General features: G+C 72.0%; 26 protein-coding genes. 9 read left to right on the top strand and 17 right to left on the bottom strand.

Annotated elements, in window-relative coordinates; translation table 11 throughout:
• Positions 1 to 47: 47 nt before the first annotated feature.
• Positions 48 to 242: a hypothetical protein gene (locus ACQUQD_RS02865; RefSeq protein ID WP_428950306.1), complete on the top strand. Its 195-nt coding sequence runs from the start codon at positions 48 to 50 to the stop codon at positions 240 to 242.
• On the opposite strand, the gene ACQUQD_RS02860 is transcribed toward ACQUQD_RS02865, so the two are convergent.
• Positions 243 to 1022: an ABC transporter permease gene (locus ACQUQD_RS02860; protein WP_428950305.1), complete on the bottom strand. Its 780-nt coding sequence runs from the start codon at positions 1020 to 1022 to the stop codon at positions 243 to 245.
• 111 nt (positions 1023 to 1133) lie between these two features.
• On the opposite strand from ACQUQD_RS02860, the gene ACQUQD_RS02855 reads away from it, so the two are divergent.
• Both ACQUQD_RS02855 and ACQUQD_RS02850 read left to right on the top strand, forming a co-directional pair.
• The gene (locus ACQUQD_RS02855; protein WP_428950304.1) at positions 1134 to 2219 is read left to right on the top strand and encodes an S-(hydroxymethyl)mycothiol dehydrogenase; all 1086 of its coding nucleotides are present in this window, start codon (positions 1134 to 1136) and stop codon (positions 2217 to 2219) included.
• The gene (locus tag ACQUQD_RS02850) at positions 2219 to 2866 is read left to right on the top strand and encodes an MBL fold metallo-hydrolase (RefSeq protein WP_428950302.1); all 648 of its coding nucleotides are present in this window, start codon (positions 2219 to 2221) and stop codon (positions 2864 to 2866) included. The genes ACQUQD_RS02855 and ACQUQD_RS02850 overlap by 1 nt, the downstream gene beginning before the upstream one ends.
• Positions 2867 to 2972: 106 nt before the next feature.
• Here the strand turns inward: ACQUQD_RS02850 and ACQUQD_RS02845 are convergent, their stop codons facing one another.
• The 4 genes from ACQUQD_RS02845 to ACQUQD_RS02830 form a co-directional block, all read right to left on the bottom strand.
• Complete coding sequence (locus ACQUQD_RS02845) at positions 2973 to 3374, bottom strand: ATP-binding protein (RefSeq protein WP_428950301.1); 402 nt, start codon at positions 3372 to 3374, stop codon at positions 2973 to 2975.
• A gap of 5 nt (positions 3375 to 3379) precedes the next feature.
• Positions 3380 to 3973, bottom strand: coding sequence for a VanZ family protein (locus tag ACQUQD_RS02840; RefSeq protein ID WP_428950300.1), 594 nt, complete (start codon positions 3971 to 3973; stop codon positions 3380 to 3382).
• Positions 3974 to 4021: 48 nt separating this feature from the next.
• Positions 4022 to 4309: a hypothetical protein gene (locus ACQUQD_RS02835; RefSeq protein WP_428950299.1), complete on the bottom strand. Its 288-nt coding sequence runs from the start codon at positions 4307 to 4309 to the stop codon at positions 4022 to 4024.
• A gap of 88 nt (positions 4310 to 4397) precedes the next feature.
• Positions 4398 to 5960: an FMN-binding glutamate synthase family protein gene (locus tag ACQUQD_RS02830; protein WP_428957437.1), complete on the bottom strand. Its 1563-nt coding sequence runs from the start codon at positions 5958 to 5960 to the stop codon at positions 4398 to 4400.
• A 132-nt stretch (positions 5961 to 6092) separates the two neighbouring features.
• Between ACQUQD_RS02830 and ACQUQD_RS02825 the strand changes: the two genes are divergently transcribed.
• Positions 6093 to 6797 carry a DUF2470 domain-containing protein gene (locus ACQUQD_RS02825; protein ID WP_428950298.1) on the top strand — a complete coding sequence of 235 codons (705 nt, stop codon included), beginning with the start codon at positions 6093 to 6095 and terminating at the stop codon, positions 6795 to 6797.
• Here ACQUQD_RS02825 and ACQUQD_RS02820 read toward each other — a convergent pair.
• From ACQUQD_RS02820 to ACQUQD_RS02800, 5 genes are all read right to left on the bottom strand, one after another.
• The gene (locus tag ACQUQD_RS02820; protein WP_428957436.1) at positions 6778 to 7872 is read right to left on the bottom strand and encodes an acyltransferase family protein; all 1095 of its coding nucleotides are present in this window, start codon (positions 7870 to 7872) and stop codon (positions 6778 to 6780) included. The two genes, ACQUQD_RS02825 and ACQUQD_RS02820, sit on opposite strands and share 20 nt — an antisense overlap.
• Positions 7873 to 8105: 233 nt before the next feature.
• The gene (locus ACQUQD_RS02815) at positions 8106 to 8897 is read right to left on the bottom strand and encodes an SDR family NAD(P)-dependent oxidoreductase (RefSeq protein WP_428950297.1); all 792 of its coding nucleotides are present in this window, start codon (positions 8895 to 8897) and stop codon (positions 8106 to 8108) included.
• A gap of 8 nt (positions 8898 to 8905) precedes the next feature.
• Positions 8906 to 9580 carry a TetR/AcrR family transcriptional regulator gene (locus ACQUQD_RS02810; RefSeq protein WP_428950296.1) on the bottom strand — a complete coding sequence of 225 codons (675 nt, stop codon included), beginning with the start codon at positions 9578 to 9580 and terminating at the stop codon, positions 8906 to 8908.
• A gap of 60 nt (positions 9581 to 9640) precedes the next feature.
• Positions 9641 to 10681 (bottom strand): PhlD, encoded by a 1041-nt coding sequence (locus ACQUQD_RS02805; protein WP_428950295.1) that lies wholly within the window; start codon positions 10679 to 10681, stop codon positions 9641 to 9643.
• An 87-nt stretch (positions 10682 to 10768) separates the two neighbouring features.
• Positions 10769 to 11590: a helix-turn-helix domain-containing protein gene (locus ACQUQD_RS02800; protein WP_428950294.1), complete on the bottom strand. Its 822-nt coding sequence runs from the start codon at positions 11588 to 11590 to the stop codon at positions 10769 to 10771.
• A gap of 449 nt (positions 11591 to 12039) precedes the next feature.
• On the opposite strand from ACQUQD_RS02800, the gene ACQUQD_RS02795 reads away from it, so the two are divergent.
• A complete protein-coding gene (locus ACQUQD_RS02795) occupies positions 12040 to 12597 on the top strand; it encodes a hypothetical protein (protein WP_428950293.1) in 558 nt (185 codons plus the stop codon).
• 13 nt (positions 12598 to 12610) lie between these two features.
• Here ACQUQD_RS02795 and ACQUQD_RS02790 read toward each other — a convergent pair whose 3' ends face one another.
• Complete coding sequence (locus ACQUQD_RS02790) at positions 12611 to 13801, bottom strand: DUF4032 domain-containing protein (RefSeq protein WP_428950292.1); 1191 nt, start codon at positions 13799 to 13801, stop codon at positions 12611 to 12613.
• Positions 13802 to 13966: 165 nt separating this feature from the next.
• On the opposite strand from ACQUQD_RS02790, the gene ACQUQD_RS02785 reads away from it, so the two are divergent.
• Positions 13967 to 14182: a hypothetical protein gene (locus tag ACQUQD_RS02785; RefSeq protein ID WP_428950291.1), complete on the top strand. Its 216-nt coding sequence runs from the start codon at positions 13967 to 13969 to the stop codon at positions 14180 to 14182.
• A gap of 132 nt (positions 14183 to 14314) precedes the next feature.
• On the opposite strand, the gene ACQUQD_RS02780 is transcribed toward ACQUQD_RS02785, so the two are convergent.
• Together ACQUQD_RS02780 and ACQUQD_RS02775 are read right to left on the bottom strand one after the other, a co-directional pair.
• Positions 14315 to 15241, bottom strand: a complete 927-nt coding sequence (locus ACQUQD_RS02780) for a Gfo/Idh/MocA family protein (RefSeq protein ID WP_428950290.1) — start codon at positions 15239 to 15241, stop codon at positions 14315 to 14317.
• Positions 15238 to 16137: a DMT family transporter gene (locus tag ACQUQD_RS02775; protein ID WP_428957435.1), complete on the bottom strand. Its 900-nt coding sequence runs from the start codon at positions 16135 to 16137 to the stop codon at positions 15238 to 15240. Before ACQUQD_RS02775 ends, ACQUQD_RS02780 begins: the two co-directional genes overlap by 4 nt.
• A gap of 116 nt (positions 16138 to 16253) precedes the next feature.
• On the opposite strand from ACQUQD_RS02775, the gene ACQUQD_RS02770 reads away from it, so the two are divergent.
• From ACQUQD_RS02770 to ACQUQD_RS02760, 3 genes are all read left to right on the top strand, one after another.
• A complete protein-coding gene (locus ACQUQD_RS02770; RefSeq protein ID WP_428950289.1) occupies positions 16254 to 17147 on the top strand; it encodes a LysR family transcriptional regulator in 894 nt (297 codons plus the stop codon).
• Positions 17148 to 17283: 136 nt separating this feature from the next.
• Positions 17284 to 18747 (top strand): MFS transporter, encoded by a 1464-nt coding sequence (locus tag ACQUQD_RS02765; protein ID WP_428950288.1) that lies wholly within the window; start codon positions 17284 to 17286, stop codon positions 18745 to 18747.
• A gap of 4 nt (positions 18748 to 18751) precedes the next feature.
• Entirely contained in the window at positions 18752 to 19381 is a 630-nt protein-coding gene (locus tag ACQUQD_RS02760) for a TetR family transcriptional regulator (RefSeq protein WP_428950287.1), read from the top strand.
• Here ACQUQD_RS02760 and ACQUQD_RS02755 read toward each other — a convergent pair.
• Genes ACQUQD_RS02755 through ACQUQD_RS02740 form a run of 4 tightly spaced genes read right to left on the bottom strand, consistent with a single transcriptional unit; the run spans position 19369 to position 24093 of the window.
• On the bottom strand, positions 19369 to 21240 hold the full coding sequence (locus tag ACQUQD_RS02755; RefSeq protein ID WP_428950286.1) for a DUF2264 domain-containing protein: 1872 nt from the start codon (positions 21238 to 21240) through the stop codon (positions 19369 to 19371). The two genes, ACQUQD_RS02760 and ACQUQD_RS02755, sit on opposite strands and share 13 nt — an antisense overlap.
• Positions 21237 to 22217: a hydroxyacid dehydrogenase gene (locus tag ACQUQD_RS02750; RefSeq protein WP_428957434.1), complete on the bottom strand. Its 981-nt coding sequence runs from the start codon at positions 22215 to 22217 to the stop codon at positions 21237 to 21239. Before ACQUQD_RS02750 ends, ACQUQD_RS02755 begins: the two co-directional genes overlap by 4 nt.
• Before the next feature lie 23 nt (positions 22218 to 22240).
• Positions 22241 to 23113 (bottom strand): carbohydrate ABC transporter permease, encoded by an 873-nt coding sequence (locus tag ACQUQD_RS02745; RefSeq protein ID WP_428950285.1) that lies wholly within the window; start codon positions 23111 to 23113, stop codon positions 22241 to 22243.
• Positions 23110 to 24093: a carbohydrate ABC transporter permease gene (locus ACQUQD_RS02740; protein WP_428950284.1), complete on the bottom strand. Its 984-nt coding sequence runs from the start codon at positions 24091 to 24093 to the stop codon at positions 23110 to 23112. Before ACQUQD_RS02740 ends, ACQUQD_RS02745 begins: the two co-directional genes overlap by 4 nt.
• Positions 24094 to 24118: the final 25 nt, after the last annotated feature.

The raw sequence follows: 24118 nt of genomic DNA, 5'->3' as shown, positions 1-24118 counted from the left end.
CGCGTGTCGTTTGCACAGAAAATCGAACACGCGCTCTAATTGGTTGTATGCGGAACACGATCACGGAGGACCTCGTACAGACGCGGCGGGAATGGGACGCGACCTATCGGCAGCTCGCCGAGCAGCCCGGCCGCACCGCACTGCGACGGCGTCTCCTGCACCTGTCGCGGGTGCTCGCCGGAGAGCGGCTGAGCCCGGCGGCGAAAGCCGAGCTGCGCCGGCGGGCACGGGAGAGCCGCTGATCAGGAGCGGCGCAGCCGGCCTCGGGCCACCAGCTCGACCGTCGTCGCCACCGCGATCGTCTGGACGGCCAGCAGCGCCACGAGAACGAACAGCTGGGCCGCGCCCGCCATGAGCGGGGACGCGCCGCCCAGGAGCATGCCGACGAACGCGCCGGGCAGCGTGACCAGGCCGACCGTGCGGGTCTGGTCGAGGCCGGGGAGCAGCGCGTCGGACGCCGCGGGCCGGGCGATCTCCAGACGGGCGTCGTGCGGGAGGAAACCCAGGGCCAGACAGGCCTCCACCTCACCGCTGCGCACGGTGAGTTCGTCCAGGGCGCGCCGCCCCGCGAGCACGGTCGCCGTCAGCGCGCCGCCGATGAGGATCCCGGTCACCGGGATCACGGCGATGCCACGGGGCGGCAGCAGACCCGAGGCGACGAGTGCGCCGACGACCGGTGCCACCGGCGCCGCGATCGGCAGCGCCGCCCACACCCCACTGCGATGCGGGGTGACACGGCGGCCCGCGGTGACCGCCGCCACGCAGAACATGAGCAGGATGAACGCGAGCAGCGCCGCACCGTGCCGGATCACCCAGCCGATCACCAGGGAGACCACGCCCAGTTGGACCGCCGCGCGCACGCCCGCGACCGCGACGTCCCGGGCCCGTCGCCACGAGCCGTCCGGCGCGAGCCGGAACACCGCCGCCACCGCCACGGCCACCAGCAGCAGGACGACGAGCGTCACCGCGAGGACGCCGTTGACGGGCAGGAGGGTGGACGCGGCCACCGTTCGGTCAGGCACTCACGCAGCCTAGAACGCTCCGACCTGGGCACCGGTGCTGTCCCGCGCTCCGCGCGTGCGCGACCATGGGTGCGTAGAGAGACGACGCCGAGAGAAAGAAGGCTGACCGTCATGGCACAGCAGGTGCAAGGTGTGATCGCGCGAGCCAAGGGCGCACCGGTGGCGATCGAGACGATCACGGTGCCGGATCCGGGGCCGGGCGAGGCCGTCGTGAAGATCCAGGCGTGCGGCGTCTGCCACACCGACTTGCACTACCGGGAGGGCGGGATCAACGACGAGTTCCCGTTCCTGCTCGGGCACGAGGCGGCGGGCGTCGTGGAATCGGTGGGCGAGGGAGTGAGCGAGGTCGCCCCCGGCGACTTCGTGATCCTCAACTGGCGTGCGGTGTGCGGCCAGTGCCGTGCCTGTCGGCGCGGCCGGCCCCAGTACTGTTTCGCCACGCACAACGCGAAGCAGAAGATGACCCTCGCCGACGGCACCGAGCTCAGCCCCGCGCTCGGCATCGGCGCGTTCGCCGAGAAGACCCTGGTCGCCGCCGGACAGTGCACCAAGGTCGACCCGGCCGCCTCGCCGGCCGCGGCCGGTCTGCTCGGCTGCGGTGTGATGGCGGGCCTCGGCGCCGCCATCAACACCGGTGAGGTCGGACGGGGCGACTCCGTCGCCGTCATCGGCTGCGGCGGCGTCGGGAACGCGTCGGTGGTCGGGGCCCGGCTGGCCGGCGCCGCGAAGATCATCGCCGTCGACATCGACGACAAGAAGCTGGAGACGGCCCGCTCGCTCGGCGCGACGCACACCGTCAACTCCCGCTCCACCGACCCGATCGAGGCCGTGCGCCAGCTCACCGGCGGCTTCGGCGCGGACGTGGTCATCGACGCGGTCGGCCGCCCGGAGACCTATGAACAGGCCTTCTACGCACGCGACCTGGCGGGCACGGTGGTCCTCGTCGGTGTGCCCACGCCCGAGATGCGGCTCGAACTGCCCCTGCTCGACGTGTTCGGACGCGGTGGCGCGCTCAAGTCGTCCTGGTACGGCGACTGCCTGCCCTCCCGCGACTTCCCGATGCTCATCGACCTCTATCTGCAAGGACGTCTCGACCTCGACGCGTTCGTCACCGAGACCATCGCGCTCGAGGACGTGGAGAAGGCGTTCGAGCGGATGCACCACGGCGACGTGCTCCGCTCGGTGGTGATGTTCTGATGGCCGGCTCCACGGACGGCGGCGCCCGCATCGAGCACCTCGTCACCTCCGGCACGTTCTCCCTCGACGGCGGCACCTGGGACGTCGACAACAACGTGTGGATCGTCGGTGACGACTCCGAGGCCGTCGTGATCGACGCGGCGCACGACGCCGACGCCATCGCCGCGGCCGTCGGGGACCGACGCCTCGTCGCGATCGTCTGCACCCACGCCCACGACGACCACATCGACGCCGCGCCCGCGCTCGCCGCGCGGACCGGAGCGCCGATCCTGCTGCACCCCGCCGACACGGAGCTGTGGAAGCGGACGCACCCGGACCGCGCACCCGACGCCGAGCTGGCGGACGGGCAGCGAGTGAGCGTCGCGGGCGTCGAGCTGACGGTCCTGCACACCCCGGGGCACTGCCACGGGGCGGTCAGCCTGTACGCGCCCGCGCTCGGGACCGTCTTCACGGGGGACACCCTGTTCCAGGGCGGTCCCGGGGCGACCGGGCGCACGTTCAGCGACTTCCCGACCATCGTCGAGTCCATCCGCGAACGGCTGCTGACCCTGCCGGCCGAGACCGTCGTCCGCACCGGGCACGGTGACAGCACGACGATCGGGGCGGAGGCGCCGCACCTGGAGGAGTGGATCGCCCGCGGCCACTGAGTCAGGGCACCGGACACGTCGGGCCGGACGGCAGGCCGAGCGCTGCCGCCCGGTCCGACGAAGTCTCTCCCCGTCACGCCTTCGGGCCCGAATCGCGGAGGACCCGTCAGGACGGCGTCAGCACCGCGCGCACCGTCTTGCCGCCCCGCGGATCGGGCTCGATGCTCCACCGCTCGGCGAGTGCGTGGACCAGAGCGATGCCACGGCCCGACTCGGCCGAGTCCGACGCGGGCTTGAGACGGGGCAGGCCCGGACCGTCGTCGTGCACCGCCACGGTCAGCTCGCCCGCGTCGAGCCGCAGACTCATCCGGCAGCGGCTGTGCGACGCCCGGTTGGCGTTGGTGACGAGCTCCGACACCACCAGTTCGGCGTCCGCCGCCGTCTCGCCCGGGCGCCCGGCCAGGAACGACCTGGTCAGGCGACGGGCCCAGCGAGCAGCGCCGGTGCCGTGCGGCATCAGGTACTCCACGCGTGCGGCACGCCGTTCGGCGCCCCTGGACGCACGCATGTCGATCACTTCCTCTCGTTGTCTCCTGCATGGGTCTTGTCCCGGTAACGAGCCCCATTCCCGCGGAACATGATCCGCAAGCGGCTCTGCTCCTTCGGTCCCGCCAGCGCGTGGTACCCGCGACCGATGCGCCGGCCGACCAGGAGGTACGCGATCAGCGCGCCCGCCGTGTTGAGGATGACGTCGTCGATGTCGAACGCACGGCCCTGGACGAGGGCGCCCTGCGCCAGCTCCACGAGCACCATGACCGTCCCGGTCAGCAGCAGGACCCGCACCATCCGCATCCGGCGCGCCACGAGCACCGGCAGCAACAGCCCGAACGGCGCCCCGAGCAGAAGATTTCCGCCGATCTGCTTGCACGCGCCCAGGAAGGTGTACGACTCCGCGTACTGCCGCAGCGAGGCGCCGGGCCGCAGATTGGACCCGGCGATCTGGTCGGACGCCGGCGACGGGGTGAGCGTGAGCCGGGCCAGCACGGCGGAGAACAGCACGAGGCCGAGAAACGCGACGAGCGCGACCACGGCCCGTACGAGCATCCGCCCCCAGCGTCTCGTGGGGGTCCGCTCCGCCTTCGTGGGCCGTGCCGTCACCGTTGTCATGAACTGCATGTGCCCCGGCAATGCGGGATCACGCGGAGTGACCGTGCGTCAGTCTCCCTCGCTGGGGTGCGCCAGCGTGTCCAGGAACCGCTTCAGCGCGGGCGAGGACGCGTCGGCCCCGCAGCGCGCCCGGTCGACCTGCGGTATCGACAACTTCCCGAAGTGCAGGGCCTGGGCCTCGATCGCCTCCGTCAAGTGCAGTTGTTCGAGAGCTCGTTCGGCAGCCGTGCGGCACACGTACTCGACGACCGTCACGCCCAGATGATCGGCGTGCCTGCTGACCGCGTCGTATTCGTCGGGCGTGAAGAGCTCCCGCAGAAGCGCAGTACCGTCCATGGCGGGCATGATGCCTCTCCGGATCCCGGCGCGGGGGCGGATGGCATATTCACCCCTCGTTCGCGTGGAGTTGGGACATGCGGGTGGCTCAGAAGCGGTCGGGGTGCGCGGCGGCCCAGTCGGCGGCCCAGGACGCGGGCGGTTCGTCGAGCAGCCGGCCCGGCTCCAGCCACTCGTAGAGCCGCGCGTACGAGAGCACCTCGTGCGGCGCGATACGGCGCATCAGCAGGTCGGGGCGGAGCTGCCGGGGGTCCTGGACCCCCATCGCCGCCATGATCTGCGCCGCGCTGCGCACCGTCGCCCGCTGGTAGTCGCGGACCCGGGCGGCCTTGTCGGCGACGTCCAACGCCCGGGCGCGGCGCGGGTCCTGGGTGGCGACCCCTACCGGGCAGGTGTTGGTGTGACAGCGCTGCGCCTGGATGCAGCCGACCGCGAACATCATGGCGCGGGCCGCGTTCGTGAAGTCGGCGCCCTGAAGCAGGCGCTTGACGATGTCGGCGCCGGTGGCGACCTTGCCGCTCGCGCCGATCCGGATCCGGGGCCGCAGTCCCGTCCCCACCAGGGCGTTGTGTACCGTGATCAGCCCTTCGGTGAGCGGCGCGCCGAGGTGGTCGGCGAACTCGAGCGGCGCGGCGCCCGTGCCGCCCTCCGCGCCGTCCACGATCACGAAGTCCGGCGTCACCCCCTCCTCGAGCATCGCCTTGCACACCGAGAGGAACTGGACCCGGGAGCCCACGCACAGCTTGAACCCGACCGGTTTGCCGCCGGTGAGGCTTCTCAGTTCGGCCAGGAAGAGCACCAGTTGGCGTGGCGTGCCGAACTCCCGGTGGTACGGCGGGGAGATCACCGTCTCGCCCTCGGGCACGTCCCGCACGCGCGCGATCTCCGCGGTCACCTTGCCGCCCGGCAGCACCCCGCCGATACCCGGCTTGGCGCCCTGCGACAGCTTCAGCGACACACATCTGACCTGCGCGCGGGCCGCCTTGTCGGCGAACTCGGCGCGGTCGAAACCGCCGTCGGCGGTGCGGCACCCGAAGTAGCCCGTGCCGATCTCCCAGATCAGATCGCCGCCGGGCGCCAGATGGTGGTCGGACAGGCCGCCCTCGCCGGTGTCGTGCGCGAACCCGCCCAGGGCGGCGCCCTTGTTCAGGGCCCGGATCGCGGGCGCCGACAGAGCACCGAAGCTCATCGCCGAGACGTTCAGGAGCGCCATGTCGTACGGCTGCGTGCAGTCGGGCCCGCCGATCCGCACACGGGGAGGCTGCTCGGGCGTGTCGCGCGGGCGCATCGACGGCACCAGGTACTCGTACCCCTCCTCGTACACGTCCCGTTCCGTGCCGAACGGCTCCTCCGCCTCCTCGCCCTTCGCCCGCTCGTAGACGATGCTGCGCACGTCCCGGTCGTAGGGCCGCCCGTCGTAGTTGCGCTCCACGAAGTACTGCTGGACCTCGGGGCGCAGGGCCTCCATCAGGAAGCGGAGACGGCCGAGCAGCGGGTAGTTCCGCAGCACCGAGTGGCGGGGCTGGGCCAGGTCCCGCACCCCGAGCGCGGCGAGCGCGAGCAGCGGGCCCGCCGCGCACCACCACCAGGGCGAGAGCAGCAGCGACAGGACCAGCGTCCCGGCCGCACCGGCGACGACGAACAGGAACACGAGAAAACGGCGCACCCGGCGAGTCAATCGCACCGGGGACCACACGGCTCGCCGACGACACCGGGCGATGGGGTGGACCCCCACCGACGATCTCCGATAAGTTAGGCAAGGCTTACCTAATGGAGGTTCGGGATGGGTGTCCGACAGATCGCTAGCGCCGTGCCCACCACGGCGGTCCGCGCACGCTCCGTACTCGCCGCCGCGTGGACCTGCGGCGTCACCACCGACGTGGGACAGGACGACCTCGTCGGCGCGCACTGCGTCACCGACGGCGGCACCGTCCGGATCGCGCCGCCCCCGGACAGCGTGCTCGCCGCCGCCGTTCTCTGCTCACCGCACGGCAGGCCCACGGCCCTCCTGGAGTTCGCCGACGCCGCCCCCGTCCCGGTGCGCGACCGGGTCCGCGCCCGGCTGTGGCTGTCGGGCGAACTCGTGCCCGAGGGCCCCATCGGCTCGGAGATGGTGCTGCACCTACGGCGCGCCGTGCTGCAGACCCGCACCGAACGCATCGGCGTCGACCTCGACGAACTCGCCGCGGCCGCACCCGATCCGCTGGCCCTCGCCGAGCCCCGCCTGCTGACGCATCTCGCCGACGCACACCCCGAGGCCATCGAGCAGCTCACCCGGCTCATCACCCCCGACAGCCTGCACGGCGTCGTCCGCGTCCAGCCGCTCGCCGTCGACCGGCACGGCCTGACGCTGCGTCTGGAGCGCACCCGCGGACAGGCCGACGTGCGCATCCCGTTCCACAGCCCCGCCGACGACCTGACGGCGCTCACCGAGCGCATGCACTGCCTGCTCGCCTCGGCCCAGGCGGTCAGCCGCCGCCGGAGGTGACCGTCTCCCGCTCGGCCTGCCGCTCGGCGCCGGGCCGCGGCCGGGGCCGCCGGAACGCCCAGTCCATGCGCGGCTCGACCACGAAGCGGAAGACCCGTCGCACCGGATTCGTGCAGAGCAGAGTGATGCCGGTGACCGCCGTCGCCGTCACCGCCAGCTCACCTGCCGGGGTGTGCAGCCACGGATGGTCGTACCAGCCCCCGAAGCGCGAGGACTTGATGACGAAACCGTGCAGCAGATACGCGTAGATGGTCCCGGTCCCCAGGGCCGTGAACCACAGCCTGCGCCCCGGCACCCACGCCAGGAAGCAGGCGGTGAGCACGAGCGCGAGGGCGAACAGGGCGGGTGTCGCGAACAGCCCCGCCCACGCGGGCACCCCGCGGCCCACCACGCTGCCGCGGTGATAGAACCAGCCCGCGTCGAACCACGGCGCCACCCAGTACGCCGCCCCCACCGCGACCAGCGCCACCGGCGCCGCCGCCGCGCGCACCCGCCAGGTGCGCAGCCGCGCGAAGTGCTCGGGCCGCAGCACCAGACCCACCACGAAGAACGGCAGGAACTGGATCACCCGCTGCAGGGCCAGGTCGCCGCCCGCGTCCGGCATCATCGACACGCCCGTCGCCAGCGCGAGCGACACGGGCACGGGGTGACGCATCTGCAGCCACAGCGGCGTCGAGAGCCGCCAGATGAACAAGGCGGCCAGGAACCACATCAGATACCAGGGGTCCAGCAGGCTGATCGGATACCCGGGATCGTCCTGCGCCCACCGGTAGAACAGCGTGTACGCGACCTCGAAGACGACGTACGGCACGACGACCCCGGTCACCAGCCGCTTCAGCCGCCCCGGAGCCATGTCGAAACTGCGGGAGAAGTACCCCGACACCAGCGCGAACGCCGGCATGTGGAAGGCGTACACGGTGAGGTACACCGCCGTCACCGCGCGACTGCCGTACGTCAGCGGTTCCCATGCGTGCCCGCACGCGACGAGCACGATGGTCAGGAACTTCACGTTGTCGAAGTACGACTCGCGTGCCTTGCCGCCGCCCGATGCCCCTTGCGCTGCCTGCCGTTCCATGGTGCCCCCGCGCCCCTCCTCGAGCTGATCCACGCCCCCCCGCCTGCCCGACACCGACGGTTCCATTACTCATGCCGTGACACAAGCGCCTTGACGTGACGCGTGAGACATAAGGGGATCCGGCCGCAGAACGACCACAACGGTGCCGGAGAGCCGAACGGGCTCCCGGTGACGCATTCGAGAGCGTCACCGGGAGCCCATCAGGAGAGCTGTGCCGCCGGGGCGGAGGCGGCTCACACGGCGGTGTAGGCGCCGTCCACCAGGTGGTAGCTGCCCGCGATGAACGAGGCGCGGTCCGAGAGCAGGAACGCGATCAGCTCGGCGACCTCCTCGGACTGCCCGAGCCGGCCCGCCGGGTGCAGGGAGACGAGCCCGTCGTAGGCGGCCTTGTCCATCTCCTTGAGCAGCGGGGTCTCGATGAAGCCCGGGCCGACCGCGTTGACGCGGACGCCCTTCGCCGCGTACTCGGCGGCGGCCGCCTTCGTCAGGCCGACCACGCCGTGCTTGGCGGCGACATAGGCGGGGGAGCCCGCGAAGCCGACCGAGCCGAGGATCGAGGCGACGTTCACGATCGCGCCGCCCTGGCCCGCGGCCTCGATGACGGGGAGTTCGTAGCGCATCGAGTAGAAGACGCCGTCGAGGTTCGTGCGGACGACCCGGTTGTACACGTCGATGTCGTACTCGCCGGTGGGGGCGCTGGCGCCGCCGATACCGGCGTTGTTCACGGCCAGGTCGAGTCCGCCGAACGTGTCGACGGCGAACTGCACGGCCGCCTCGACGGAGGCGGGCTGCGTCACGTCGAGCGCGACGGCCGCGGCCTCGACGCCCTCGCCCTTCAGCGTCTCGGCGGCCTCCTTCGCGCCCTGCTCGTTGTAGTCGGCGATGACGACGTTCGCGCCGCCGCGGCCCAGGCGGCGGGCGGTGGCCAGGCCGATGCCGGAGGCGGCGCCGGTGACCAGGGCGGTCTTTCCGGCGAACTCGGCGGCGTACTCGGTGATCTGACCGGTGGTGGGGGTGGTGCTCATGGTGCGTGTCACTCTCTGGTTGCGATGTCGGAGGTCGCCGCCGATCGGGCGGCCTCCCCGATGAGGGCGTCGTAGGCCCGCGCCACCAGATCGGCGAGGTCCTCGGCGTCCGTGCCCGTGCCGCCGCGCGCCCAGGTGCGCAGCGCGGCGGTCAGCACGCCGGCGGCGGCACCGACGACGACCTCGGGACGCAGGTCCCGGGCCGGGTCGGTGCCGAGCCGGTCGGCGATGATGCGGACGGACTCGTCCTGGGCGTCGACCCGGATCCGCTCGTACGCGGCGAACAGGGCGGGTTCCTCGTCCACGGCGGCGTACAGCTCGCGCAGCCGCGGGCGGTGGTGCCAGCCCGGGGTCTCCCGGTCGGCCAGCCAGTCCGCGACGGCCCTGCGGTACGCGAGGAGCGGGGGTTCGTCCCCGGGCCGGGCGCGCAGCGCCGCGTTGATGCGGGCGCCGTCCGCGCGGGTGAAGTCCAGTGCCGCGTCCTCCTTGCCGGCGAAGTGCCGGCTGAAGGTGCGGCGCGTGACGTCCGCGCGCTCGGCGATCGCCTCGACGGTCACGTCCCCGAGCCCACGCTCGAGCACCAGCTCGACGGCCGCCTCCGCCAGCGCCTCACGCGTCCGGCGGGCCTTGACCTGTCGACGGTCCTCGGGGAGCCGGGTGGGAGTGGGCTCGTTCGCCTTCATGCCCCCAGGGTACACCTTTGTGTCCCGGTGGGACATGAGTCCCGGCGGGACATTCTTGGCTCAGCCGTGCCAGTGGCCGTGCAGGGCTGCCGTGGTGAACCCGGGGCCGTAGGCGACCATCGTGCCGCGGGAGCCCGGCGCGGGGGGTTCGTCGTGTGTGCGCTCCAATATGCGGAGCACGCTCGGTGCGCCCAGGTTCCCTTCGTCGGCCAGGGTGGCCGTCGAGTGACGCGCGTCGACCCCGGACAGGCCGAGCGCCGCCGCCGTGTCGGCGATGATGCGGGGGCTGCCTGGATGAATGACGGGAAAGTCGGTGTGCCGAGGGCCGAGCCACGTGACCAGTGACGGCAGGACGTCGTCCGCGGCCGTCAGCGCCTCCTTGGTGGAGTCGAAGTGGAAACCGTCAGCGGCGATGCGCCCGCTGTAGCGGTCGACGCTTTCCGGGAGGAGGTACTCGAAGCTGTCCTCGATCGCCAGGCCCGGCGTCAGGGGTTGCGAGGTGACGACGGCGGCGGAAGCCGAGTCGCCGAAGAGGACCTTGTAGACCATCGACTGCATGCTGGTGTCGCCGTGGTGGTAGACGCCGGAGATCGCCTCGGCCCCGACGACGAGCACCTTGGCGGACGGTCGAGCGGTGACGTGGTCGGCCGCCAGTATCAGGGCCTGGGTGCCGCCTGCGCAGGCCAGTGTGGTCAGGGCCAGGCGGCGGACCGTGGGACGCAGCCCCAGCCGCCCCGCGAGATGCACGTCGAGATTCGGCACGGACCACCCCGTGGAGTGGGAGGTGATGACGGCATCGATGTCGAGCGCCGTGAGCCCGGCCGAGTCGAGTGCCGCTGCGGCGGCCCTCTCCGCCAGGTCCAGGGCGTCCTGGAAAGTGGCTCGAGCACGTTCGCCGACATCGGCGGTGCCCGACACGGTCGGTGACTGCAGCGGCCTGGCGAAGAACCGTGTGCGGACACCGCAGTTGTTCACCACGCGCACGATGGCGCCGAGGCGCGGATGCTCGGCGTGGTGGGAGCGGATGTCGTCGACTATCTCGGCGGTACTGATCTTGTGGGCACCGAAGACTGTCCGAGGTCTGGATATGTAGGCGGGCACGGAGCGACTCCCACTTGGCTGAGATGGGGTGTGGGGGGTAGCGCTCAACGTACTTCACGGTAGTGGAGTGCTGACCAGGGCCTGCGCTCAGGTGAACCGGAGGTTGGGCGCCCGCAAGTGTGATCGCTGGGCCCCGGGGTGGAACACGAGGATGATCAGGCGGGCCCCGGGAGCCGTGAGCGGCTGCGCCGCGCACGTGGTGACCCAGCCCGGTCCCCGCTCCGCGTGCAGCAGCGGACGCTCGTCTCCGTCGGGGTGGACGGATGCGCCACCTGCCTCGTACATCTGGGCCGTCTCCTGGTCGGCGAGGATCTCCTTCTCGATCTGGAGCAACGTGTCGTCGTCCGGCCGTGACGCGATCGCCGCGCGCAACTGAGGCATGACCAGAGGGGCCCACGCCGTGTGCCAATCCGTGAGGGACGAGCGCGCTTCCCGGTCGAGCAGCATCCAGCGCATGGTGTTCGACGGCACGCGCTGTCCCGGGAACAGCCTCGCGAACGGCTCGTTGCAGGCCAGCAGATCCCACGACGCGTCCGTGACGTAGGCCATGTGACCGATGCTCTCCACCGCTTCCTGCCAGACGCCCGGGACCTCCTTGCCCGACGAAAGGTGCAGAGGCCCAGGAGGATCCTGCAGCACGGCGTATCTGCAGAGCAGCACCCATTCCGTCTCGTTGAGGCCGAAAAGGTGCGCCACGTCGCGCAGGAGATCGGTCGGCGGATTCGGGTAACTCCCCGACTCCAGCCGGTGATACGTCCCCAGCGTCCGGTGCAGCAACTGGTCGACCTGGTGCTGCGACAGGCCGGGCGCGCGGCGGCCCTGCCCGGTCGGGCGGGTGAAGCCGTGGGACTCGGGGGCTATGAGGGCGCGCCGTTCACGGAGCAGGGCGCGGAGCGCCTTCTTGTTCATGGTGGGTAATCCCTCTTCGTACACGCCGAGTTGAGCGTGAGCAGTCTAAATACTCCCATCGTCTTTGGTAATAAACATTGCCCGAAGAAAACGATCAGACGGTCCGTCATGATGGGGCATGCGGGGCTACCCACCTGCCGGTTTCATCGTCTGTGAGCACGTAGGCACAGCGATGTGGCACCTGTGCCAGGCCGCTCGAAAATGGCCGAAATTTCCCGGCGTCGGGTATCCCACGCGCCTTCGGGCTGTTTGCGGGAGAGAGCGGGACCGGGCCACCCAATTGTTCGATGTGGCCGGAAAATGCGTTGCACGACGCACGTCCCGCGCTGGCCCGTGAGCGGCACCCGGGGGTCACTGGCTGCGGCCGGTGCCGTCACTCGCCATTACGTAGCGGCCACGGCACCGGCCGCGCCCGGTCCTGTGCGACCGCCCCGGGCATACTCGGGCCCATGACCATACGAAGACCCCTCGCCGCTGCCTGTCTCGTGCTCACGACGGGCCTGTCCCTCGTCGGCTGCGGAGACGAGAAGGCCGCCGACACGGCCCGCGCCGTGGCCCCCTCGACACAGCCGCCCTCAACTCCGGCGCCGTCCGCGACCGCCGCCGACTGCGCGACTCCCACGGCCTCGGGCCCACCTGCCGAGCAGCCCTCGGCGGCCGGCGACGCCAACCCGAAGTACCGCGAGAACCATGCCTTCCAGAGCACGCTCGAACTCAAGGGCGCCTCCTTGTGCACGGCCCTCCGGGAGGAGGAGCGAGTGAAGGGGGCGCTCGCGAGACTTGCCGGTAAGGGCGGAGTGACCAGCACACAGGTCACGTCGGCCCTGACGAAACTCGGCTACGCGCCGGACAAGGTGAGCACGACGGGCAGCGGCGGCCTGGTGGCCTACGTCGTCGATCTCTCCCCGGTGTGCGTCGAGGGCTCCGTCGGCGACGTGGTGAACGTCGAGACGCACGGCGTGTACATCGAGGGCACCGGCTGCGTGAAGCCGCAGGGCGGGCACTGACCCCGGACCGGCGTCAGCCCTGCTTGGACATGCTGCGTACGTAGTCCTCGGCCGCCGCTTCCAGCCCGATGTCGTGCTGGGCGCGCTCCGACAGGTACCAGCGGTGCTCCAGCAGCTCGTGGTACAGCTCGGCCGGATCCGTCAGAGCCGGGAGACGGTCGCGGACCGCGCGGACCGTCGGCCGGAACACGTCGCGCACCCAGCGATGGGCGAGGACCTCGGGCCGGGCGCCCTGCGCGTCGTCCTGTGTCGCCATCCAGCTCTCCAGATCGCCGAGCAGCCGCCGCGCCTGGTTCTCCTCCGCGTCCAGGCCGGTGAGGCGCAGCAGCTGGCGCTGGTGGTGCCCGGCGTCGACGACCTTCGGCACGAACGTGACCGTGTCGCCGTGCGGCGAGCGCGATATCTGCATCTCGGCCACGTCGAAGCCCAGGTCGTTCAGCCGGCGGATGCGGCGCTCCATGTAGTGGTGCTTGCCCGCCGGGTACACCGACGTGCGGGTCAGCTCGCTCCACAGGTTCGTGTACCGCTGCCCGATCTCCGTGCCGAACTCGATCGGGTCGATGGACGGGTGCAGGGCCCCCGACGCCTCCAGGTCGAGCATCTCGCCGCTGATGTTCACCCGGGCCAGATCGATGTCGTACTCGCGCTGCCCCTGACTCAGCTTCGGATGCAGCTCGCCGGTCTCCGCGTCCACGAGGTACGCGGCGTACGCGCCCGCGTCGCGCCGGAAGAGGGTGTTGGAGAGCGAGCAGTCGCCCCACGCGAAACCGGCGAGATGCAGCCGGACCAGCAGCACGGCCAGCGCGTCCATCAGCCGGTGGACCGTGGACGGGCGCAGCGTCGTCTCGAACATGGAGCGGTAGGGCTGGGAGCCGCCCAGGAACCGGGTGATCAGCACCGGTTCGAGCGGGCTGCCGTCCGGCTGTTCGCGGCCCGTGACGACGGCCAGCGGGTCGACCGAGGGGATCCCCAGCCGGTCGAGGGTGCGCAGCAGTTCGTACTCGCGCAGGGCCGGTCGCTCGGCCAGCTCCTTCACGGCGACGACCTCGTCGCCGGCGCGCGCGTAGCGGACCACGTGTCGCGAGATGCCGCGCGGCAGTGGCACGAGGTACTCCTCGGGCCACTCCTCCAGCGGGATGTGCCACGGCAGGGCGAGCAGGAGCACCGGGTGCTCGGGGTTGGTGGCGCTGATCTGGAGCGGCATGGTCACCAGCGTAAAGGGCCCGCGCCAGGGCCCGTCATGCGTGGGAGGCGCTGGTGGGCGGCGTTCTTGAGTGCCCGGCACGCTGTCGCTCTTGGAGACCGACGCGCAGGGGGAGTGCGTCGTCCCGTCCCGACGAAGCCTGTTGCGGCCCGGCGTGCTCGACCTGTGCCGACGGCTGGGGCCGCCCGACGCCGCACTCGCGCGGTTCACCGCGGCACCCAGCCGGTGTACGCCGTCGACGACGGGCACGCCCCGACGCTGTTCCCCGCCGCGGCGGTCGGGGACGGCATGCGCGAGGCCCGCGTGCTGGAGTTCCTGCACGGCCGACTTCCCGTCGCTACGCCGGAGTTGTACGCCGCGGGGGAGTGCGAGAACGCATGACGCTTCGCCGCGGCGTACGGACGCACCGTCGACCCGCGCACCGCCATGGCGTACACGCTGCTCCCCGAGTACGCCGATCTCCCCTGGTATCTGCGCGAGTTGCCGCCGCCGCAAGGAGTGGGCGAGCTCGGCTCACTCGCCGATGTCTGGTTCGGTACCGGCTGAGGCCAGGGACCGCTCCGCCGTCGCGAGGATCTCCGTGAGCCGTAGGCCGAAGCGTGCGTCGCACGCCGACGGCACGCCCGTACGGGCCGATTCCAGCAGGGTGTCGACGGCCAGGGCGAGGGACTCCTGCGCCGCGCCGCCCGTCGGCATCGTGAACACCCCGGCCGCGCCGCGCAGTTCGACCGAGACGCCGCCCGCGGCCTTCGGGGTCGTCAGGCTCAGGGCCGCCGTGCTGGACGCGCCGTCCGCGTGCCGCAGGACGAGATGCACGGTGTCGCCGGGGCCGCGGCGGGCCGTCACCGCCACCGCGTCGCCGAGGACGGGCAGCAGCACCGACAGGGCGTGCGGGCCCACGTCCCACAGGGCGCCCCGTTCGGCCCGCCACGGTGTCGAGGCCCGGACCTCGGCGTCGTCGCCGGGCGTGTACAGCGCGCCGTACCAGTCGGCGCGGCCGGTGAACCAGCCCTCCACAGCGGCCTGTTCGGCGATCCAGGCCGAGGCGGCGGGTGCGTAGCGCAGGGTGCAGAAGACGGCCGAGGCGACCCCTGCCGCGTCGGCGGCCTCGACCACGGCGCGGGCCGCGGCCGGCTCCGTGGCGAGCGGCTTGTCGAGCAGCAGGTGACAGCCGGCCGCCGCGGCCCGGACCGCCAGCGGTGCCTGCACGTCCGGCGGCACGGCGAACGCCACCGCGTCGCACGCCGCGAACAGCGCCTCCACGTCGTTGTATGCCGTCGTGCCGTACTCGCCCGCGAGCTCGGTGGCGGCCTGCGGGCGGCGCCCCCAGACACCGGTGAAGAGGGCGTGCGGATGGGCGGCGAGCGTGGGGGCGTAAGTCCGCCGGGCCCAGGGGCCCGTGCCGACAAGCCCGAAGCGGAGCGCGTCAGTCGAGGTCATGATCGGCAGTATCGCCCGGATGCGGCGGCAAGCGAAGGCGTCCCGGCGCCCGTCGCGCGGCGGGTCAGCGCCACTCCGGCCAGCACCACCGCCATGCCGGCGATCACCCGGGGCGACAGGGCCTCGTCGAGCACCAGGGCGCCCAGGCCCACCGAGACGACCGGCAGCAGATAGCCGACCGTCGCCGCGCTGGTCGGCCCCTCGTCCTCGATGAGCCGGTAGTTGAGGTAGAAGGTGACGCCCGTGCCGAGGACACCCAGGATCAGCACCGCCGCCACACCGGTCACGTCCACCGAACCGGGTGCCCCGATGCCCGTCACCGGCAGCGCCGACGCGGTCAGGCCCGTCGCCGTGAGCAATTGGGCCGCCGACACCGCCACGGAGCCCGCGCCGTGCCCGGCCAGCTTGCGGCCCATGTACGCGAACGCCACCGCGTAACTCACCGCGGCGGCGAGCAGGGCGAGGGCGCCCCAGCTCGCCAGGCCCGCACGCTGCCACGGAGCGAAGATCAGCGCGGTGCCGCCGAAGCCGAGGACGAGCCCCGCCAGCCGGGCCGGCGACAGCCCGCGCTCCGAACCGAGAAGCAGCCCGATCAGCAGCGACCACAGGGGAGTCGTGGCATTGAGCACCCCGGCGACACCCGAGTCGACGGTCTGCTCGCCGATGCTGAACAGGGCGAAGGGCAGCGCGTTGCAGAACAGCGCGGCCACCACCAGCCGCCCCCAGACGGTCCGCCCGCGCGGCAGCCGCTGACGCGCCCCCAGCGCCAGGACCAGCAGCGTCACGGCGCCGATCGCACAGCGCAGCACCGTCACCTCGACCGGCGAGAAACCGTGCTCCAACGCCACCTTGATCCACAGGAACGCCGAACCCCACAACAGGGCCAGCACCGCCATCCGCACCCCGACACGCACGTCCGCCTCCACATCCCTCGTCCGGTGCGTCCCACGCTGCCTCCCCGCACCTGACAGGACAAGTGAAAAGTAATGCAGCCACTGTTAACCTTTGCTGCATGCTCGACGTACGACGCATGCAGGTGCTCCGGGCCGTGGTCACCAGCGGCTCCGTCACCGCGGCCGCGGCCAACCTCGGCTACACCCCGTCCGCGATCAGCCAGTCCGTCGCGGCACTGGAGAAGCAGGCGGGCACCGCCCTGCTGGAGCGCATCGGCCGCGGGGTGCGGCCCACCGAGGCCGGACGGCTGCTCACGCGGTACGCGGAGGAGATCGGCCGGCAGGTCTCCGAGGCCGAGACGGCGCTCGGCGACCTGCGCGCGGGCCGCAGCGGACGGCTCACCGTGCGCTATTTCCCCACCGCCGGGTCCGCCCTCGTCGCCCCCGCGCTCGCCCGCCTGCGCGCTGAACACCCCTCCGTCGGCGTCGATCTGGCCGCCGCCGACCCGGACGATCCGCTGGCCGAGGTGCAGCGGGGCGACGCCGACCTGGCCGTCGTGGTGCGCACCGCGGACGGGCCGCGGGCCGGTGTCCGCCTCCTCGACCTCGTCGCGGACCCGTACCGCGCGGTCCTGCCCAAGGGGCATCCGCTGGCCGCCCGGCGCGTCCTGGACCTGGCCGACCTCGCCGACCAGCCGTGGGTCGGCACCGAGGGCCCGGCCGGCCCCTGCCACGTCCTCGTCACCGAGGCGTGCGGCGCCGCCGGATTCACCCCGGACGTCGTGGTGGACAGCGCCGACTACGCCACCGCGCAGGGCTTCGTCGCGGCCGGCATCGGCGTCGGACTGATGCCGCTGATGGGGCTTGCCCACCGGCATTCCGACGTCGTCGTGCGCACGGTCCGCGGCCCCGAGCCGGTGCGCCGGATCTGCGCGGCCGTGCGCGACACCGCTCCCGCACAGCCCGCCCTGACCGCGCTCGTGTCGGCGCTGCGCGCGGCGGCCGAAGCCTGACGGGCGCCCGGGATCCGCGGGCGCAGACAACGGGGCACCTCATGGTGAATACTCATTCACCAGCCGGGTGAATGCCGATTCACCCGACCTTCACGACGCGCCGGCCGTCCGCCCGCCGTCCCCGAGCAGGAGACCCATGGACCCCGCCCCGCTCCCGATACCCGAGCCGCCGCGCCTGCGCGACCGCCTCACCGTGCCCGTGCTGGCCTTCGGCGGCATCCTCATGGCGGTCATGCAGACCGTCGTCGTGCCGCTGCTGCCGGATCTGCCACGGCTCACCGGCGCGTCCCCCGCGGCCGTCTCCTGGATGGTCACCGCCACGCTCCTGGCGGGCGCGGTCCTCACCCCCGTCCTCGGCCGGGCCGGAGACATGTACGGCAAGCGGCGCGTCCTGCTGATCGCTCTCGGCCTGATGACCGGCGGCTCCGTGCTGTGCGCGCTGACCTCCGACATCCGGATCCTGATCGCCGCCCGCGCCCTGCAGGGCGCCGCCGCGGCCGTCGTGCCGCTGTCCATCAGCATCCTGCGCGACGAACTCCCGCCGCACCGCACCGGCTCCGCCGTCGCCCTGATGAGCTCAACCGTCGGCATCGGCGCCGCCCTCGGCCTGCCGGTCGCCGCGCTCATCGTCCAGTACGCGAACTGGCACGTGATGTTCTGGGCGACCAGCGCCCTCGGCGCGCTCGGCCTCGCGCTCGCCTGGTGGGCGGTGCGCGAATCGCCCGTCAGGTCCCCGGGCCGCTTCGACGCCCTCGGTACGCTCGGCCTCGCCGCGGGCCTGAGCAGCCTGCTGCTCGGCGTCTCGCAGGGCGGGCAGTGGGGCTGGGGCAGCGCGCGGATCCTCGGCCTCTTCGGCGGCGCCGTCGTGATCCTCGCCCTGTGGGCGTGGCAGCAACTGCGTGCCGCCCGCCCGCTGGTGGACCTGCGCCTGGCCGCCGGCCGCCGCGTCGGACTGCCGCACGTCGCCGCACTGTTCACCGGCTTCGCGTTCTACGCCAACTCGCTCGTCACCGCGCAGCTCGTGCAGGCACCCGTCGCCACCGGCTACGGCCTGGGCCTGTCCATCGTCGCCACCGGTCTGTGCATGCTGCCCAGCGGCGTCATCATGCTGCTGTTCTCCCCGGTCTCCGCCCGCGTCTCCACGGCCCGCGGCCCCCGCGTCACCCTGGCCATCGGCGGCATCGTCCTCGCCCTCGGCTATGTCGTGCGCATCGTCGACAGCACCGACCTGCGGGTCATCCTCGTCGGCGCGGCCGTCGTGTCGACCGGCACCACCCTCGCCTACTCGGCGCTGCCCACACTGATCCTGCGCGCCGTCCCCTCGGAGGCGACCGCCTCGGCCAACGGGGTCAACGTCCTCATGCGCACCATCGGACAGGCCGTCTCCAGCGCCGCCGTCGCCGCCGTCCTCGTGCACCACACGACCCGCGTGGGAGACGCCGAGGTGCCGACCCTGCCCGGCTACCAACTCGCGTTCGCCCTGGCGGGTACGGTCGCCCTGGTGGCCACGGCCGTCGCCCTGGCCGTCCCGTCCGACACCGCGCAGGAGGGCGTGGGCGCGGGCGTTCCGGCTCACGTGGCGACGACGAAGGGAGCCTGACGCGATGACCACGGCGTACGCCGACGAGCGCGAACCCGGCACGGGCCGACGCGATGCCGAGGCGACCAAGGCCGCCATCGTGCGGGCGGCCCGGCACCTGCTCGCCCGGCACGCGCACGGCGACATCACGCTCAGGGCGGTCGCCGACCGGGCCGGGGTCAGCCCGCCGCTCATCCTCAAGTACTTCGGCAACAAGGACGCCCTGTTCTCCCGCGTCATGAACTTCGAAGCCGACGTGGAGTCCTTCCTCGACGCCCCCCTCGCGGAACTCGGCCCGCACATGGTGCGCCACGTACTGACCGGGCAGGCCGAGCGCGGCGCCGACCCGATCCTGCGTATCGTCTTCGCCCCGCTCCACGGCGAACAGGGCGAGATCCTGCGGGCCAACTTCCGCGCCCAGGTCAGCGGCCGCCTCGCCGAACGCCTCACCGGCGAGGACGCGGGCCTGCGCGCCGAACTGGCCGTGTCGATGCTGCTCGGCCTCGGCGTCATGTACGGCATCGCCCGCGGCCCGCATGTGCGGGCCGCGGACGTCGACGCGGTGGTGGCCAGGTACGCCCCGGCCGTTCAGGCACAGCTCGATCCATCAGGGGCGCGAGGAAGCGCGCGACCAGCCCCCGCTCACCGGCACTGAACGCGCAGCGGCTCGAACCCGACGGCAGACTCGAACCCGTCGGCCCACCGCACCCTCAACTCCCCGTCATGGACGGAAACATCGGCCACGGCATCAGCGAGCGGGACATCGCACTCCCCGCCGAGAGCGGCCAGCGCCACGAAGATCCCGCCCCCTTCGACACCCGCCGAGAGCCGCGGCACCCGCACCCACGCCTCGTACGCCGTCCCCTCCGGCGCCCGCGCGGAGTCCGGCTCACCCCACCCGTACAGCCCCACCAACTCCGAGCGGAGCGCCTCCGTCGGCCACCCGGTGAGCGTCACGCGGGCCCCGTGCGGGGCGCCCACGACCCGGTGGACCCGCAGTTCGTGCCGGCCCCGCACCACGGTCACGCTCTCGACCCGCAGCCCCGGCACCATCGGCGGCCCGGACGCGAACACCGGGCGGTGCCAGGACGCCGCCCAGCCCCACCCGTCGCCCTGCCCCGCGCCCAGCGGACGGATCCGGCGCCGTACGCTCGCGGCGCCGCCGACCTCGACCGACAGATGGTTGTCCGCGACGTTCGTCAGGGACGTCGGGCCGGTGTGCGTGGAGTATGCCTGGCGGCCGTAGAGCGGGTCGTCCTGCGCCGCGAACTCGCCCTCGTACGGGCGGACATGGTCGCTGCCGTGATTGTGCAGCCGCACGATCCCGTCGTCCTGCGTCGACTGCACGAGCAGGCCCGGCGCCGGCAGCGCGAGCACCCGGTCGGGGCCCTCGCTCGGGGCGGGCTCCTCCGTCGCGGTCCACAGCGGATGGTCCTCCGGCGCGAGCAGCGCCACGAAGCCCTTCGACGCCCAGTACGGGGACGCGGGCCCGGAGTACGGCTGGAGCGTCGCGCTGTGCGGGCCGTGCCAGCCCAGGCTGAGCAGGCCCTCGTCCGTGACGCCGCCCCGGTCCAGGAAGTAGCGCAGACTGCCGCTGATGAGGCGGCGCGACGTGCCCGGCGACAGCGGTGTGTGCCCGGTGACGGCGCCGACGCCGATCGCCGCCGACGCCGCGAAGCGGTACGTCAGCGAACGGCCGAAGTGGATCGGCGCGCCGTCCCCGCCGAAGAGCAGCGAGAAGCCGTCCAGGTGCTCGCGCAGCCGGGGACCGAACCGGGCCGACAGCGCCGTGTCGTCCGACAGATGGGCGTGCAGCAGCGGATACAGGTGCAGCGCCCACCCGTTGTAGTGGTCGAAGGCCCGCCCGTCCCCGTCCGCGTACCAGCCGTCGCCCCGGTACCACGTCTCCATCAGGTCCAGGGCCCGCTCCATGGCGCGCGTCGTGGCCCCGTCGCCGCGGCCCACCGACTCCAGGAACGACGCCACCATGAAGGGGAAGAGGTACCAGTTGTTGGGCGCGGGCGTATGCGTGATCGCGCCGCGCAGCCACTTCTCCGCCCGGTCCTGCACGTCGCCGTCGAGCCGGTCCCACAGCCACGGCCGCGTCAGCATCAGACCGAGCGCCACCGACGCCGATTCGACCATCGGCTGGCCCTGCACATGGTGGTCCAGGATCAGCGGCCACGACTCGGCGTCGTCCGCGCCGGGCGTGCGGGTACCCGCCGTCAGGCCGCTCGCGTACCGCTCCAGCCAGCCGTGCGGATCCTTGCCGTCGGCGCCCGCGACCCGGAACCCGGCCGCCAGGAACGTACGGGCGAAGCCCTCGAGGCCGTCCGAGCGGACCCCCGACGCGGACGGCCGGCCCGGCAGGTCGAGCAGCGCGCCCTGCGGCGTGGCCCAGCGCCAGGCCGCGCCGAGCAGCCCGTCGGCGACGGCTTCCCAGTGCGCGCGGGCGTAGCCGGTGTACGGGCTCAGCTCCCGGTTCTCCACGGGAAGATCGAACGGAATGCTCATGCCAGGAACGCCAGCCTTTCGCGTCGTACGGGATGGGCGAAACCGTCGCCCGCGGCCCACCGCGCCACCTCGCCGACGGCCGTGTCGGCGAGCCGCTCCCACTCGCTGCCCTGGGAACCGGCGAGGTGCGGGGTGATCAGAGCGTTCGGGCAGTCCCACAAAGGGTGGTCGGCGGGCAGTACTTCGGGATCGGTGACGTCCAGCACCGCCCGGACACGGCCCGCGCGCACCACGTCGGTGAGCGCCTCCTGGTCGACGACGGCGCCGCGCGCGGTGTTGATGAGCGTGGCACCCGGCCGCATGGAGGCCAGCAGGTCACGGCTGACGAGACCGCGTGTGGCCGGCAGCAGCGGCGTGTGGATGCTCAACAGGTCGCTGCGCGTGAACAGTTCGGGCAGCTTCACCCACTCCACGCCCAGTTCGGCGGCCTCCGCCCCGGTGACGTACGGGTCGTGCAGCAGGACCTCGAAGTCGAAGGGCCGCAGCAACTCGATCACCCGGCGTCCGATGAGGGAGGCGGACAGCAGGCCCACCGTGCGCCGGTAGTTGCCGACGGCGTGCGAGGTGAGCAGCCAGTCGTCGCGGTCCTGGGTCTGCCGGAACTCGCGGGCCCGCTCCAGCACGTGCTTGCCGTGCAGCAGCAGCATCGCGAGCGTGTACTCGGCGACGGGCAGTGCGTTGGCCGCGGCCGCCGAGGTCACCTCGATGCCCCGCTCCCAGCAGGCGTCGGTGACGTGCCCGCGTACCGAACCGGCCGCGTGCACCACGGCCTTGAGCCGGGGCGCCGTCGCGAGGACGTCCGCGTCGAGGCGCGGACACCCCCATCCGGTGACGAGGAGCTCGACGTCGGCGAGGACCTCTCGGGCCCGCGCCGTCGTCAGGTCGTCCAGTACGGGCAGGGGCGCCAGGTCGCAGACCTTCGTGAGCGCGGCCGTGGACCGGGGCGTGAAGACGGCCGCCGCGGCCTGGGGGGACATGGCCAACGCCACGCGGGGCAGGGTCACTTGACCGCCCCCGCCGTCAGACCGGACCGCCAGAACCGCTGGAGGAGGATGAACGCGAGAATGAGGGGGAGGACCGCGAGAAGCGAACCCATGATCACCACCGGGTAGTACTCGGGAGAGACGGACGCCTGGCTGTTCCACTGATAGAGGCCCAGGCTCACCGGATACAGGTCCTGGTTCGACAGCATCACCATCGGCAGGAAGAAGTTGTTCCAGATCGCGGTCAGCTGGAAGAGGAAGACCGTGATCAGACCCGGGCCGAGCATACGCAGGGCGACCCGGACGTACGTCGTCAGTTCACCGGCGCCGTCCACCCGCGCGGCCTCCAGAACCTCGTTGGGTACATAGCCCTGGGCGAAGATGCGGCCCAGATACACCCCGAACGGGTTGAAGAGGACCGGGACGAACACCGACCAGAACGTGTTCACCACGCCCGTCTCGGACGCGATCAGGTACAGCGGCAGCGCCAGAACCGTCTGCGGCACCATGACCGCCGCGAGCACCAGGCCGAACAGCTTCTCCTTGTGCCGGAAGTGGTACTTGTCGAAGGCGTAGCCGCAGGCGATGCTGATCAGCGCTCCGATCGCCGCGCCCAGGACCGCGTAGAGCAGGCTGTTGCCGTACCAGCGCCCGTACAGACCGCCGTCCATCGCGAACAGGTCCTTGATGTTCTGCACCGGCGAGAAGTCGCTGAACGACAGGATGTTGCTGCTGAACAGGGCGTCGCGGGACTTCGACGAGGCGAGCACCAGCCACAGCACCGGGAGCAGCGTGTACAGGACGGAGATCGTGACGACCACGTTGACGGTGGCCCGGCCCAGCAGACGCGGGCGCAGCAGGGTGGAGTTCATCGGCTCGGCGGTGCTCATCGGGCGTTCTCCTCGGCCGCGTCGACGCGGTTGGTCCAGCGGGTGACGCCGTAGGAGAGGGCGATCGTGATGATCAGGAGGATCACCGACGCGGCGGCCGCGAGCGAGTAGTTGTTGCGGCTGAAGGCCGCGTCGTAGATGTACATGCTCGGCGAGAACCGCGAGTTGATCATCTGGGAGGACTGGTGGAGCAGCATCGGTTCGGTGAACAGCTGCAGCGCCCAGATCAGCGTGAACATCGCGACCATGACGATCGAGGAGCGCACGAGCGGCGTCTTCACCTGGAGCGCGGTGCGTACCGGGCCGGCGCCGTCGACCACGGACGCCTCCAGCACCTCACGCGGGACCGCCTGCAGGGCCGCGTAGAAGACGACCATGTTGTAGCCGAGGTTGCTCCACAGGGCGATGTTCACGATCGACGGCAGTGTGGTGTGCAGACCCAGGAAGTCGACCGTGATGTCGGCCTTGCCGAGGACCTCGATGACCGGGCTGATGCCGGGCGTGTACAGATACAGCCAGATCAGCGAGGCGATGATGCCGGGCACGGCGTGCGGCAGGAACAGGCCCAACTGGGCCCAGGCGCGCAGCCGTACGACCCCCGAGTCGAGCAGCAGCGCCAGCGCCAGGGAGCCGATCACCATCAGCGGGATGTAGATCACGCAGTACAGCGCGACCGTGCCGAGCCCGGACAGGAACGTCGGGTCGGTGAGCACCGCGGCGTACGAGCGCAGCCCCACGAACACGGTCCGCTCGGGGCCGAAGCCGAGTCCCGGCTGGTCGTCGCTGAAGAAGCTCAGCCACACCGCCGTGCCGACCGGGATCAGGAAGACCAGGGTCAGGAGGATGAAGAACGGCGTCATCAGGATGCCCGCGGCGCCGTTGCGCCGGCGCTTGGCCGCCCGGTGCGCCTGCTGCGGGGAGACGCCGGCCGTCCGGGGCGGCGCGGTGGTCGACGAAGGGACGTGCGTGGTCGCGGTCATGGAGGTCACCTGCCTTTCGGGGTGC

This window comes from Streptomyces sp. cg35 (assembly GCF_050410835.1).
GTDB lineage: Bacteria > Actinomycetota > Actinomycetes > Streptomycetales > Streptomycetaceae > Streptomyces.
Note: the sequence above shows the minus strand (reverse complement) of the source record. Positions and strands in the feature narration are given on the sequence as shown.

What these genes read in the sequence shown, in the direction of transcription:
- ACQUQD_RS02865 (WP_428950306.1), top strand. Translation starts at nt 48, where the DNA reads ATGCGGAACACGATCACGGAGGACCTCGTACAGACGCGGCGGGAATGG.
- ACQUQD_RS02855 (WP_428950304.1), top strand. Translation starts at nt 1,134, where the DNA reads ATGGCACAGCAGGTGCAAGGTGTGATCGCGCGAGCCAAGGGCGCACCG.
- ACQUQD_RS02850 (WP_428950302.1), top strand. Translation starts at nt 2,219, where the DNA reads ATGGCCGGCTCCACGGACGGCGGCGCCCGCATCGAGCACCTCGTCACC.
- ACQUQD_RS02845 (WP_428950301.1), bottom strand. Translation starts at nt 3,374, where the DNA reads ATGCGTGCGTCCAGGGGCGCCGAACGGCGTGCCGCACGCGTGGAGTAC.
- ACQUQD_RS02840 (WP_428950300.1), bottom strand. Translation starts at nt 3,973, where the DNA reads ATGACAACGGTGACGGCACGGCCCACGAAGGCGGAGCGGACCCCCACG.
- ACQUQD_RS02835 (WP_428950299.1), bottom strand. Translation starts at nt 4,309, where the DNA reads ATGGACGGTACTGCGCTTCTGCGGGAGCTCTTCACGCCCGACGAATAC.
- ACQUQD_RS02825 (WP_428950298.1), top strand. Translation starts at nt 6,093, where the DNA reads ATGGGTGTCCGACAGATCGCTAGCGCCGTGCCCACCACGGCGGTCCGC.
- ACQUQD_RS02820 (WP_428957436.1), bottom strand. Translation starts at nt 7,872, where the DNA reads ATGGAACGGCAGGCAGCGCAAGGGGCATCGGGCGGCGGCAAGGCACGC.
- ACQUQD_RS02815 (WP_428950297.1), bottom strand. Translation starts at nt 8,897, where the DNA reads ATGAGCACCACCCCCACCACCGGTCAGATCACCGAGTACGCCGCCGAG.
- ACQUQD_RS02810 (WP_428950296.1), bottom strand. Translation starts at nt 9,580, where the DNA reads ATGAAGGCGAACGAGCCCACTCCCACCCGGCTCCCCGAGGACCGTCGA.
- ACQUQD_RS02800 (WP_428950294.1), bottom strand. Translation starts at nt 11,590, where the DNA reads ATGAACAAGAAGGCGCTCCGCGCCCTGCTCCGTGAACGGCGCGCCCTC.
- ACQUQD_RS02795 (WP_428950293.1), top strand. Translation starts at nt 12,040, where the DNA reads ATGACCATACGAAGACCCCTCGCCGCTGCCTGTCTCGTGCTCACGACG.
- ACQUQD_RS02790 (WP_428950292.1), bottom strand. Translation starts at nt 13,801, where the DNA reads ATGCCGCTCCAGATCAGCGCCACCAACCCCGAGCACCCGGTGCTCCTG.
- ACQUQD_RS02780 (WP_428950290.1), bottom strand. Translation starts at nt 15,241, where the DNA reads ATGACCTCGACTGACGCGCTCCGCTTCGGGCTTGTCGGCACGGGCCCC.
- ACQUQD_RS02775 (WP_428957435.1), bottom strand. Translation starts at nt 16,137, where the DNA reads ATGGCGGTGCTGGCCCTGTTGTGGGGTTCGGCGTTCCTGTGGATCAAG.
- ACQUQD_RS02770 (WP_428950289.1), top strand. Translation starts at nt 16,254, where the DNA reads ATGCTCGACGTACGACGCATGCAGGTGCTCCGGGCCGTGGTCACCAGC.
- ACQUQD_RS02765 (WP_428950288.1), top strand. Translation starts at nt 17,284, where the DNA reads ATGGACCCCGCCCCGCTCCCGATACCCGAGCCGCCGCGCCTGCGCGAC.
- ACQUQD_RS02760 (WP_428950287.1), top strand. Translation starts at nt 18,752, where the DNA reads ATGACCACGGCGTACGCCGACGAGCGCGAACCCGGCACGGGCCGACGC.
- ACQUQD_RS02755 (WP_428950286.1), bottom strand. Translation starts at nt 21,240, where the DNA reads ATGAGCATTCCGTTCGATCTTCCCGTGGAGAACCGGGAGCTGAGCCCG.
- ACQUQD_RS02750 (WP_428957434.1), bottom strand. Translation starts at nt 22,217, where the DNA reads ATGTCCCCCCAGGCCGCGGCGGCCGTCTTCACGCCCCGGTCCACGGCC.
- ACQUQD_RS02745 (WP_428950285.1), bottom strand. Translation starts at nt 23,113, where the DNA reads ATGAGCACCGCCGAGCCGATGAACTCCACCCTGCTGCGCCCGCGTCTG.
- ACQUQD_RS02740 (WP_428950284.1), bottom strand. Translation starts at nt 24,093, where the DNA reads ATGACCGCGACCACGCACGTCCCTTCGTCGACCACCGCGCCGCCCCGG.